Genomic DNA, 12,654 nt, shown 5'->3' on the forward strand with positions numbered 1-12,654 from the left:
AGAGGAGTTAAAAATATGGTGAAAAATTGGAAACCTCTTCTCGCTCTTTTATGTTTAATCTGGGCAATATTCGGTATTTTTACGTTTTCAAAAATTGGGTATCGATATATTGGGAAGTCTTATTTTCAATCTGAAAATTTACAACCTCAACTTGATAATTTTCAGTCGGAATTAGGACCATTAGTGTTAAATGTACCAACGGCTGAAGATTTAAAAAGTAAAATTGTGGTGACACAAAGCGAAATCGAGGAACACCGTAATCGCTATGGATCATTAGGAGAACAGATAGGTAATATTAAAGCCCAATATGAGGCGCGTATTCAAGAAGCTGCTAATGTAAATGCCGCGGATTTAAAAGCAAAGCTTGAGAAAGAGCGAGACGCCAAAATTAAAGATATTACAACTAATTTTGGGGATGATGAGCATGTCCGCAAAAAAATTCTCACTCAAAGGGAAGAGCTTGTTGATAAATATATAAATGCAGTACAAGAAGAAGCAAAGAGTTTTGTGAAAACTAATAATCACTGGTCTTATGAATTAACGAACACTGAATCAGGTAAAACATTTCGTTCGGGTAATGTTTCAGATAGTAGTGCTTTCAAAATAAAGTATACGGACCAACATCCATTAACGACTTCAAATATTAGTAGTGGTTATTTAAACGGGATTGTTTATCAAACTGATACTGTCTTGGATACAGAGGATCTTAGTGAGAATTTTGATTACACTGGCATAATATCCATCTCAAAAAAATCAGCACAAGCAGAACAAATCATGGTGGGATATAACAATTTTATAATCCATCAATACATTTTCTTCTTTATATGGTTAACGAGTATTGTGGCAGCTATTTTTGCATGGAAAGGACGCAAAGAAGTACTACAGATGATACAAGCTTTAAAGGGAAAAGAAGCTTTGGCAAAGATGAGAATTGATTACCCAATCGGATTATTATTATTAAGCGCATTTGTATATTTGGTAGCATCTCAAATTGCTTATGAATCGATTGTAGGCAATTTCGATTCATATAATTATGTAAGATATGTAATGATTATTTTGTTTAAAATTTGTGTATTATTCATGGTTGCTTTGGTGTTCTTTGTACAGCTAATTTGGTTGTATGATCGAGTGAATACAGCGCAGAAATTAGAAGAGAATTTAAAAGCTAGTTATTTATGGTCTCTAGGTGAATCCATTACAGATTTATTTATAAACCGTTCCATTGCATTACATTCCATTGTCATGATTGGAGCAGCATTTTTTGGTGGCGGAAGTCTTGTTGCCACACTGATAGGAGGTGGCGGATTCCCCTTCCTAGTATTGGCCTTCTGTGCGATGATCGGTATTCCAGCTATGCTTCTTTTCCTTTCTAGAATGGGCTACTTAAACCGAATTATGAAGGATACAAAAGACATGGCAAAAGGGCGTTTAAATCATGATGTCAAAGTAATGGGCAAATCACCACTCGCGGAGCATGCTGAAAACCTTAATCATTTAAGGGAAGGCGTCAGTACGTCTATGCATGAGCAGGCAAAAAGTGAACGTTTAAAAACAGAGCTTATTACGAATGTTAGTCACGACTTACGCACGCCACTAACATCTATTATTACGTATACAGATTTACTGAAAAATCCTGATATTACAGAGGAAGAACGTAAGCAATACATTCATATCCTTGATAAAAAATCAGAACGTCTAAAATTACTAATAGAGGATCTTTTTGAAGTATCTAAAATGGCGAGTGGTAATATGGAGCTTCATCGCAGTCGAGTTGATTTAACCCAGCTTGTCCAGCAAGCAGTAGGGGAGCATGAGGAAGATTTAGCTCAGGCGCATTTAGATTTACGCATGACAAAACCACATGAGCCAATCTACGCCTATGTAGATGGACAAAAATGGTGGAGACTAATCGATAATTTAATCGTTAATGTATTGAAATATGCATTAGAAGGCACACGAGTTTATGTCACATTGAAACGTACAGCAGAAGGTGATGCTGAATTCACAGTGAAAAATGTTGCAAAATACGAAATTAGTGAGAATGCCGATGAGTTATTCGAACGCTTTAAGCGAGCGGATGCTTCACGCCATACAGAAGGCTCAGGCCTAGGCCTAGCCATCGCACAATCCATTGTAGATTTGCATGGTGCTCGCATGAGTATAGAAGTAGATGGAGATTTATTTAAAGTAATCGTTCGAATTCCAACAGCATAAACCAAAAACAGCGGCAATCATTTTGCCGCTGTTTTTGTTATGACGGTTTTATCCGTCGATATGGTTCTTAGTTCCGTCGATATGGCCGATACATCCGTCGTTACGGCATATCATACCGTCGCTTTGTGGGGCTATCCACGAAATTGACGGTTCTATCCACGTTTTTGGGTGTTCTATCCACGAAATTGACGGTTCTATCCCGTTTTAGGGTGTTCTATCCACGAAATTGACGGTTCTATCCCGTTTTAGGGTGTTCTATCCACGAATTTGGCGATTCAATCCACGTTTTGACGGTTCTATCCGTCACTTCGGCTCTTCAATCCGTCGTTAAGGCCCGTCATACCGTCGCATTTGCGGGACCATTCACGACCTTGGCTACTATATCCGTCACTTCGCACTTAGTTCCGTCGCTGGGGCGGATACATCCGTCGATATGGCCGATACATCCGTCGTTACGGCATATCATACCGTCACTTTGTGGGGCTATCCACGAAATTGACGGTTCTATCCACGTTTTAGGGTGTTCTATCCACGAATTTGGCGATTCTATCCACGTTCTTGGGTGTTCTATCCACGAATGTGACGGTTCTATCCGTCACTCCGGCTTTTCGTACCGTCGCTTCTGCGCATCCATCCGTCGTTACGCCCCATCTATCCGTCACCTCGGCTCTTCACTTTAAATCGTGCCAATTCTCTAGCACTACACTTTCAACCTACACACCATTTGCGCCAGAATTTTATATTATCAAAACGAAGCGGTTCACCGGACGCCCACAGGAACGCCCCAGTCTAAACGAGAACCAACTCTACTGTCGAAGAGCCACACACACCACTTTCACAGTTATAACCCTAAATTCTTAGCAATAATTACTTTCATAACTTCGTTGGTACCTGCATAAATGGACATGACGGGAATGTCTCGATATCTTCTAGCAATCTTGTATTCCTCCATATAACCGTAGCCACCATGTAACTGCATACATTGGACAGCGAGCTCACGTGCATTCTCCGTTATCCAGTATTTTGCCATTGAAACTTTTGTTACAACGTCATTTCCTGCGATATGTTCTTCTATTAAGGATTCTAAAAAGGATTTGCCGAGTTCAATTTTTGTTGCCATTTCGGCAATTTTGAATTGCGTGTTTTGGAAGTCGCTAATTGATTTTCCGAAAGCTTCACGTGATTTTACATAATCAATTGTTAAAGCAAGCATGTCTTCAGCGGCCGTTTGTGCGGCGATGGCCACTGCTAAACGCTCTTGCTGTAGCTTTTCCATCATATAGATAAAGCCTTTACCTTCTTCACCAAGAAGGTTTTCTACAGGGACGCGACAATCCTCGAAATATAGCTCGGCTGTGTCCTGCGCGTGCATGCCAACTTTTTCGAGTTTGCGGCCTTTCGTGAAGCCTGGTGTCCCGTCCTCAATGACAAGGAGGCTAATGCCACGATGTTTCTTTTCTGCCTGAGGATTTGTTTTTACAGCAACGACTGCTAAATTTGTATGAATACCGTTTGTAATAAATGTTTTTTGTCCGTTAACGACATAGTGATCGCCATCCCGAACGGCAGTTGTTTGGATGTTTGCCAAATCTGAACCTGTACCTGGCTCTGTCATAGCAATGGCTGTAATATTTTCGCCTGTAACGCATTTTGGTAGCCAACGTGATTTTTGCTCATTGGAGCCGTATGCCTCGATATAGGGCACGACGATATCGTTATGCAGACCAACGCCGATAAGGCTTGAACCTACACGCTCTAACTCTTCTTGAATAATAACGCCAAAACTAAAATCGAGCCCGAGACCGCCATATTGCTCTTCTACTTGAGGGCATAAATAGCCCATTTCCCCAAGCTTACGCCAAAACTCAAGTGGAATAAGATGATCTTTCTCCCATTGTGGATAGTGTGGCTCGGCTTCCTCTGCTAAAAACTTACGTAAAGTTTTACGGAATAACTCATGCTCTGTTGATTCAAATTTATATTTTGTCATATGAACAACACCCCTTTTTTGCTCGTACATGCATAAATTTCCTCTTGCAACTATTATGTTACCCAAATATTCAGAAAAATTAAAGTGTATTATTTATAGTTTTTTAGGTTGCCTAGATGACAATATTGTAACTTTCCTAATTAGATTGTCATGTAAATCATACGATTAAATTATATAGAAGATGTACACTTGCAATACTGATAGTTGCCCCTTTACCCTTACTTTCTAGAAGAGAATGCTATAATCAACTAAGACTATATGAAAGTAGGGAACTAAAATATGCCTAAAGTAATTGGTGGAATTCTTTTAATAAGTATATATAGTGGTTTAACTTTTTACTTAGGGTGGGGATTAAAACAGTGGCTTGTGGCGATGGGGTGGTTCCGCTATCCAATTTTATATTGGTTAGTGCTGTATATCATTGCGTTTAGTATTATTATTAGTAGATTGCATGAGTCTTTGCGAATGTTTTCAATCATCAGTAATTACTGGATGTTTATTTTTGAATATGGATTATTACTTTGCTTAGTAGCACACTTGATTATTTGGCTAAGTCCCTTTAGCAGTGTAAAGATAGTTGGTAGTATAGCCATTGCTATGTTGTTTGTATTAGGGGTTGTGGGCACCTATCTAGCGTATTCACCCGTTGTCCGTCATTTAGACATAACGATGGATAAAAAGAGTAGTGAACTAGAATCGATGAGAGTTGTAGTTGCATCAGATTTTCATTTAGGAGTTCTATCAAATAAAAGTCATTTACAGCGCTTCGTAACTTTATCGAATGAAGCAAAGCCAGATATCGTCTTTTTAGCAGGAGATATTGTGGATGATGATCCTAAATGGTTTGTTAAAGAGGGAATGGCAGATGTGATGAAGCAATTATCATCTACATATGGCGTGTATGGTGTACTTGGCAATCACGAGTATTATGGCAAGAAAATCCCTGAGTTTATTGAAGAGATGGAAAACGCAAATGTAAAAATTTTGTGTGATGAAACTATTAGAATCGATAATGTGTTAGTATTAACGGGTCAAGAAGATATTACAAACAAAGATAGAAAGCAATTAGATGCATTGAAGACAACTGATGATTTACCTTGGTTTGTCATGAATCATACCCCGAATGATTTAAATACGCCTGCAAAACTAGGCGTAGACTTCCATATGTCAGGTCATACACATAAGGGTCAACTATGGCCCAATCAGTATATTACTGCTAGTGTATTTGAGCTTGATTATGGTTATAAGTTGAGGGAGAAAATGCATACACTTGTTTCATCAGGTTTTGGCTTTTGGGGTCCTCCAATGCGACTAGGTAGCCGCTCTGAACTATGGGTTGTGGATATAAACTTTCGTTAAAAGGTGAACTGGACACTCAGAAATCAAACCCACGTTATGGCAATGAGCTCATAGTGTATTTTATAATATGTTTGTATTTAATTAACAAAAGGTAAGGTGACAATGTGGATATCATTGAATTATTAAAGGCGCTTATTTTAGGCTTTGTCGAGGGTATGACAGAGTTTGCACCAGTGTCGTCGACAGGTCATATGATTATTGTGGACGATATGTGGTTAAAGACAGAGGAGTTTTTAGGGATGTATCCCGCCAATACATTTAAAATCGTTGTACAGCTAGGCTCTATTTTAGCCGTTATCGTTGTTATGTGGAAACGAATGTTAAATTTAGTGGGACTTTATAAAATTGAAGGCCAATCGAACTCAGTGAAAGGTCACTTCAATTTAGCACATGTTATTGTGGGTATGTTGCCAGCGACTATAATTGGCTTTGCGGCGAAAGATTTTATCGATGATCATTTATTTAAAGTGGAGCATGTTATTTATGCTTTAGTAGCTGGGGCAATTTTAATGATTATTGCAGATAAATTTGCAACGAAAAAACCAAGCGTTGATTCTTTAGATAAAATTTCTTATGGTTTAGCATTTAAAGTAGGGTTAGTACAATGTTTATCACTTTGGCCAGGGTTCTCTCGTTCGGGTGCAACAATATCGGGTGGTGTTCTATTTGGAATGAGTCACCGCGTGGCGGCAGACTTTACTTTCATTATGGCAGTACCGATTATGGCTGGTGCTAGTCTAGTATCTGTACTGAAAAACTGGGATACGCTATCTATGGATTATTTAGGATTCTATGTAGTGGGCTTCATTAGCTCATTTATCTTTGCGTTACTATCTATTAAATTCTTCTTAGCGCTTATTTCAAAAGTGAAATTAATGCCATTTGCTATTTATCGTTTAGTATTAGCTGCTGTACTAGCTGTTATTATCTTTATGTAATGTATAAAGTCACTCTTCTATTAAAGAAGGAGTGGCTTTTTTTTAGCGATTTTATTCTGTTCTAAGAAAAATGGTATGGTTATTAAGTATTGTTTGTAAGGTTGGTAGATTAATGCTTTTTACAAAAATAGATATTTTCTACCTATTTATTGTCATTTCAGTTGTATAGACAGTATAATTAATTTTAGAATTATTTGTTTTTAGTAGAATATACATAGGTGCGATGGGGTGTAGAACTTGTTTCATATTGGAAGTAAACCTAAGAAAAATACAATTGAGATTAGTGACGAATCAAGTATAGGCGTTATTATTCAAGATCAGGAACGTTTACAACAGTTAAATCTAGTAAATCTGACGAATGAAGATTTGCAATTAATTAAAAGTTTAAAGCCATATGTTGAACGAAATGTCGCAGAGGTGGTAGCCGCATTTTATCAGGCAATTGAAAGTGTGCCAGACTTATGTGAAGTTATTGAAAAGTACAGTTCTAGTGAGCGTTTACGCCAAACATTACGCCTCCATATTATAGAAATGTTCGAAGGGCGTATAGATGATGCATTTTTGGAGAAGAGAAGACGGGTCGCAAAAATGCATGTAAAGATTAACCTGTATCCCAAGTGGTATTTAGCAGCCTTTCAAAATCTTGAAAAATTGTTAAGAAAGATTGTATATACGCTTCAATTAACGAGGGAAGAAGAAGAAAAGTTTTGCGAAGCGATTAGTAAAATATGTAGCTTTGAACAACAGATTGTCCTAGAGGAATATGATCATTATGCTAAGACATTAATGGAACAGCAACAGGATAGCGTTCGAGTACATGTGAAGGAAGTTATAGGTGGGATATCTACGCAGCTAGATACTCAATCTCATAGCACGAATGAAACAGTGACCGAACTTGTTGATAACGCTAAGGAAGTGAATGAATACTTGAAGGACAGTATCGACGAGGCAAAAACAATGCAAAAGGTATCGTCTGAAGGTTATTCAAAAATAGTCCAAATCAATGAGCAAACAGGGGAGATTCATCATAAAACAGTTGAAATGTCGGCTATGGTGGAGCGATTAAATCACTCTTCCTCTAAAATTAATGCTGTTATTGAAATAGTGAAAAGGATTTCTGATCAAACAAATTTACTTGCGTTAAATTCAGCTATTGAGGCTGCACGTGCAGGGGAGCACGGAAAAGGCTTTGCTGTCGTGGCGAGTGAAGTTCGTAAGCTTGCAGACCAGACGAAAAGTTCAGTTGAACAAATTGGGGACCTTATTACGATGTCGAATGGTATTACAAAACATGTTGTTCAAGCTATTCATGAGATCCAAGAGCTGGTGAACGATAGTATTGAGCAAAACTCGGATTCTTTAAAAGCGTTTGATGCCATATCTGGTTCAGTAAACGGTTCAATCTCAAACTTCCAAAACGTCGGACTAAAAATAACAGAATTGGCGGAAATTATAGAAACCATTGGAGAATCATCCGAGGAATTAAAACAAGTTGCCAATCGTTTAGATACAACAATTAGAGAATTTTAACGACTATGCATAAAACTGTGCATAGTTTTTTATTTATTAGCATAGTGAAGGGGTGATTTCCGTTCCGGATAGGCGCTTTGTTGCTGCCGCTTCGCTTTCGCACAGAGCAAAGCTTCCTGGGGGTGTCCGATGAGCCGCTTCACTCGCGATGCTTGCTCCAGGGTCTCGGACCAACAGATGTTTTTTGCGCGAAAGCGTAGTGCTAACGTAGCGGCAGCAGAGGGTTTTGGTTTTGTTTATGCGAAAGCGCAGCGACAGCAACAGCATGATGTTGGTCACGGATGTGTTATCACAGGACATGATGCTTTTAGCCTTCGTGCCTCTATCGCTGATCCCCGAGGAGTCGCCCATCCTCCACTCCAATAAACCTATTTGCATGGCATACGTTTAACAAAATGTTATCCCTAACCAATTCATTAGAAATCACTTGTATGGCCTATTACCATAGCGAGTTTCTGTTCACTGGGCGCTATCAACTTAGCTCATGAACAAACCTTTTAAATAATATGCTATCCATAATTGATAGGCCTAGTTTTATTTTTCATAAATAATAAGACAAAATCACTTTTCAGAAGGACAAAACACAAAATAGGCGGATGAAGTTTGGGAAGTGATAAAAAAGGAATAGTGTCATAAATGCAAAAATAAGAAATCCCTAGAAAATGAGCGTTCTAAGTGTTACGCTATAGGCGAATTGAGTAGAGAGGTGTTCGAAATATGAAAAAGAAATTATTTATTACACGTAAGTTTCCGCCACATATAGTTGAACCATTGGAAGAGTTTTATGATATTAAACAATGGGAGGAGGAGGAAATTGTTATACCGCGGGAAAAACTATTGGCAGCTGTCGCAGATTGTGAAGCACTGTGGGTAACGCTTGCTGATCAAGTCGATGAAGAGCTATTAGTACACGCACCACATTTAAAGCTTGTGACAAATTTAGCAGTTGGATTTAATAACATTGATATTAAAGCTTTGCGTAAGCGCGGAATAATGGCGACAAATACGCCAGGAGTTTTAACAAATACGACGGCTGATTTTGTGATGGGATTATTGCTTGCAACGGCTCGTAGAATTCCAGAAAGCGATCGATATTTGCGTGAGGGTAAATGGAAAAGCTGGTATCCGATGCAATTAGTAGGCAAAGATGTTTCAGGGTCCACTATAGGAATTATTGGAATGGGACGTATTGGTCAAGCTGTTGCAAGACGCGCAAAAGGTTTTGATATGAAAATTTTATACAACAATCGTAGACGTCGCCATGAGGCAGAGGAAATGTACGGCTTTCAATATGTATCGTTAGAGGATCTTTTAAAACAATCGGATTTTGTTGTGATTATGACACCTTTTAACGATGATACAGTAGGACTTATTGGGGCAGAGGAACTTGCTTTAATGAAGGATGATGCGGTATTAATTAATGCGTCACGTGGTGGCATTATCGATGAGAACGCACTTTATGACACATTAAAAAGTGGTAAGCTGTGGGCTGCAGGGCTAGATGTTTTTGAGCAAGAGCCTATTGCGTTGGATCATCCATTGTTGACGCTTCCTAATGTTGTAGCACTCCCGCATATCGGTAGTGCCTCGCTCCAAACTAGAACGGCTATGCTGATGCTGAACGTTAAAGCACTTACTGCTTACGGGCAGGGCCAAACTCCTTCGAATCGAATAGATTGATGATAATGAAGAAAGGAGCACATCTAATTGTTTTTATTAAAAGTCAAGTTATAAGCTGAAACTACTTTAAATAGTGAATTCTTATTTAATGTCACACATTATATGTATAGAAATTTAGAGGATAGAAGAGCTTAAATAAATTCGCTCTATCTATCCTTTTTTCACCAAAGATATAGGTTGTTTTCTAAAAGATTGTTGCTATTCAACTAACGGGGCAGGTTACTTGAAGAAGGAAGAGTGCCCTCTTTTGTTGAAATAAAGGAGTAGGCAAGAAGGAATTATAAGAAGAGAGTGTTGTATATGGGTTTTGAGGAGAAAATCGTCAAACTTCTGTGGAAAGAAGGCAAGTTTACAGAAGAACTGCTGGAAATATACGAAGAAGCTCCAGATGACGAGGATTTTGTATTGTTAAAGATGAAGCTAACCGATGAGGTTATCAGTTTTAAAAGTGAAAACTACTTTGAGGCATTAGAACAACTTCGACATTACTTTGAACAAAAGAACATCCAAATCCAGTGTAACGGTGCAGCATTGAATGTTTATCCGTCTCCAATGACGCTTTCAATGGGAGTTGGACGGTTAGCCTACAAGCTGCATTTGGGAAGGCAAGCCAAAATGGAGAATTTGGTTGATATATTTAATTGTGATGAAGATTTAAAGTTTGTCACTATCAATGAACAATTGAATCACTACGAAGATTGGTTAAAGAGTTTGTGAAAAACTGTATTTAAAGTAACGGGTGCGTTAATTGAAGAGCAAAGAGTGAAAGATATTGTACAGTAACGAAAGGAGGAAATTTAAAATGATTTTAGGTTCAAATTGTTTAGTTTGTATAAATAACGGCTTAGTTTTAGGGAAAGTACAAGCTGTTTATCAGCATAACGTAGTCGTTGAAATATACGGTGACAAGATAGAAAAGAACCACAAGTAATAAGTAAAGAAAATGTGATTAGTTCAGTTTCTTCGGAAACATTTGAAGCAATTAAAGACCATTATCAAGTGTTAGTGAAAAAAGATTTTTGTAATACATATCGAAAGAAATTGCGAAACAAAGGAAGGAAGGAAAAAACGAACACCGTGAGATGTTCGTTTATATGTTTTTATTTTTCAGTTGCTGTATTCCCCATTGCAATAGAAATTCTATTCCAACTGTTAATCTGATTGATGATTAGAACAAGGTCAACATACTGTTGCTCATCATAGTATTCACGGACCCGATCATATAGGTCATCCGGAACTCTTTTAGTAGGAATTAAAGTTATATGTTCAGATAATTCTAGAGCAACTTTTTCTTCAAGTGTATAAAAAGTACATTCATTCCAAGCACTTAAACAATAAATACGCTGTTCGGTTTCACCCATCTTACGAGCATCGGAAGTATGTGTGTCAATGCAGAAAGCACATCCATTAATTTGAGAGACTCTAATTTTTATAAGTTCTCTAGTTGCCCGATTAATTGTAGATTTCTTAGTGTATTTCTCCATGTCCATCATAATTTTCATACCATCCGGTGCAACATCATAGTAGGCAACTCATTTTGCGGACCTTAGCAAGAATTTTCATAGTTTCAGTAGTGATGAAATACGGTTCTTCTTTGTCACGACCTTTAGGAATAGCATAAAAGGAATGTTTAATATCTTCATTAACTTTAATGGACTCTAAACATTCTTTTGTATAGTTGATTTGCAACAATTCATTTAGTCTCGCACCGGTAGATGTACAAATATCAATTCCCAGTAAACCGAAGGTTGCAGCTGTATAAAATGGCTCTACGTCGAATAAAAGACCTTCAGCTTTATCTTTGTTCCTAGTGATATAAGCGCTTTGTCCAAGGATTCCTTTATGATTACCATAAAACGGAATAGGTAACTCACCTTCATTTCCATAGCCCCATGAATTAAGTAGTTCAAGTTTTCGTTGGATTTTCTCTTCAGAAATATTATTAAATATTTGACTACCAATAATATCATTTTCGATTAATTCTAAAAACCATAGCCCTTCAGCTTCGTCATCATCGTTCAATCGTTCGGCCTTGATGAATTCTATGAAGTAATGATTGTTTTCGTCCGAAAAAGTTGAACTACGTCTATTCGCGGTTTCAATTCTGAGGGCATACGGGGCTTGTTCTTCCTTACACTATCGTTTTTAAGTTCATTTAAAACGGCAGAAGAATCTATCATAGGATTAGAATACTTGTATTTTTTTAATCTAATCAGAGATTTATAGAAAGATTTTAATGCTGAAAGAAAACGACTAACCGTTTTGATGCTTTTGTTTGTTTTGTTAACGAATCGAAAGGTATCTTTTTCTCTAACTTTACAATGCATATTATTCATCAGGTAATCTTCCACAGCTACTCGTATGACTTCAGGATTGTCACCCCATTGAACCCTTTTACCTTAATAGTTACTATACTTGTCCAACCAATTAAAGAAGGGAATAAGGTTGTTCAAATAGCCATTAGCCGTACTTTTGGCATTTCTCCCTATACAATCGTGATAATAGTCTGTTAAAGGCAGAAAAGGTCCGTTTTTATTAAAAACCAATAATTCATAACGGCTTTCTTTTCCTTTTGGGCAATATTGGTAATAATATTCATCACACATATTTAACCACCTTACTTTATGGATTTTAAACTGCTTTCAGCCCGTTATTAACAGGGATAGAAGGTTCTCAGTTGTTATTTATAACGGGGTTTTTAAACATTTTCGTGATAGGTCATACTCTCGTTTGCCTGATGTCTTCGATAGGAGTTGAAATCGGACTTGAATTTTCACGTATTGCTTTTTTGATGAACCCACCAGGATCCTTCACTTTCGATGGTGCCTGCTGCATTATCAATAATATTTCCAAGGTCCGTTTTATCCCCACGACAGACAGGGTTGATAACATTTCATCAGTAGGGAAAGTGAGAGTAACTGCTTGATACGCCAATTTCACTAA

11 protein-coding genes are annotated in these 12,654 nt (G+C 37.7%); 8 read left to right on the forward strand and 3 right to left on the reverse strand.

The window, feature by feature from the left end; genetic code table 11:
* The first annotated feature begins 15 nt into the window (after positions 1–15).
* On the forward strand, positions 16–2,214 hold the full coding sequence (locus tag ACQKN4_RS22950) for a sensor histidine kinase (RefSeq protein WP_079563999.1): 2,199 nt from the start codon (positions 16–18) through the stop codon (positions 2,212–2,214).
* Positions 2,215–3,055: 841 nt separating this feature from the next.
* Here ACQKN4_RS22950 and ACQKN4_RS22955 read toward each other — a convergent pair.
* The gene (locus ACQKN4_RS22955) at positions 3,056–4,204 is read right to left on the reverse strand and encodes an acyl-CoA dehydrogenase family protein (protein WP_427484909.1); all 1,149 of its coding nucleotides are present in this window, start codon (positions 4,202–4,204) and stop codon (positions 3,056–3,058) included.
* A 279-nt stretch (positions 4,205–4,483) separates the two neighbouring features.
* Between ACQKN4_RS22955 and ACQKN4_RS22960 the strand changes: the two genes are divergently transcribed.
* The 7 genes from ACQKN4_RS22960 (at position 4,484) to ACQKN4_RS22990 (ending at position 10,642) form a co-directional block, all read left to right on the forward strand.
* Positions 4,484–5,563 (forward strand): metallophosphoesterase, encoded by a 1,080-nt coding sequence (locus tag ACQKN4_RS22960; protein WP_079563997.1) that lies wholly within the window; start codon positions 4,484–4,486, stop codon positions 5,561–5,563.
* Between the two features lie 104 nt (positions 5,564–5,667).
* Complete coding sequence (locus tag ACQKN4_RS22965) at positions 5,668–6,501, forward strand: undecaprenyl-diphosphate phosphatase (protein WP_079563994.1); 834 nt, start codon at positions 5,668–5,670, stop codon at positions 6,499–6,501.
* Between the two features lie 237 nt (positions 6,502–6,738).
* Positions 6,739–8,031: a globin-coupled sensor protein gene (locus ACQKN4_RS22970; protein WP_079563992.1), complete on the forward strand. Its 1,293-nt coding sequence runs from the start codon at positions 6,739–6,741 to the stop codon at positions 8,029–8,031.
* A gap of 177 nt (positions 8,032–8,208) precedes the next feature.
* Positions 8,209–8,397 (forward strand): hypothetical protein, encoded by a 189-nt coding sequence (locus tag ACQKN4_RS22975; protein WP_139377003.1) that lies wholly within the window; start codon positions 8,209–8,211, stop codon positions 8,395–8,397.
* A 351-nt stretch (positions 8,398–8,748) separates the two neighbouring features.
* Positions 8,749–9,711: a 2-hydroxyacid dehydrogenase gene (locus ACQKN4_RS22980; RefSeq protein ID WP_079563987.1), complete on the forward strand. Its 963-nt coding sequence runs from the start codon at positions 8,749–8,751 to the stop codon at positions 9,709–9,711.
* 300 nt (positions 9,712–10,011) lie between these two features.
* The gene (locus ACQKN4_RS22985) at positions 10,012–10,428 is read left to right on the forward strand and encodes a hypothetical protein (RefSeq protein ID WP_427484910.1); all 417 of its coding nucleotides are present in this window, start codon (positions 10,012–10,014) and stop codon (positions 10,426–10,428) included.
* Between the two features lie 85 nt (positions 10,429–10,513).
* Positions 10,514–10,642, forward strand: a complete 129-nt coding sequence (locus tag ACQKN4_RS22990) for a hypothetical protein (RefSeq protein ID WP_427484911.1) — start codon at positions 10,514–10,516, stop codon at positions 10,640–10,642.
* 169 nt (positions 10,643–10,811) lie between these two features.
* Here ACQKN4_RS22990 and ACQKN4_RS22995 read toward each other — a convergent pair whose 3' ends face one another.
* Both ACQKN4_RS22995 and ACQKN4_RS23000 read right to left on the reverse strand, forming a co-directional pair.
* Positions 10,812–11,213, reverse strand: coding sequence for a carboxymuconolactone decarboxylase family protein (locus ACQKN4_RS22995; protein ID WP_427484912.1), 402 nt, complete (start codon positions 11,211–11,213; stop codon positions 10,812–10,814).
* A 16-nt stretch (positions 11,214–11,229) separates the two neighbouring features.
* A complete protein-coding gene (locus ACQKN4_RS23000; protein ID WP_427484913.1) occupies positions 11,230–11,733 on the reverse strand; it encodes a hypothetical protein in 504 nt (167 codons plus the stop codon).
* Between the last annotated feature and the right edge of the window lie 921 nt (positions 11,734–12,654).

Origin of the sequence: Lysinibacillus sp. NPDC093692, from assembly GCF_050280125.1 — a bacterium.
Classification (GTDB): domain Bacteria; phylum Bacillota; class Bacilli; order Bacillales_A; family Planococcaceae; genus Lysinibacillus.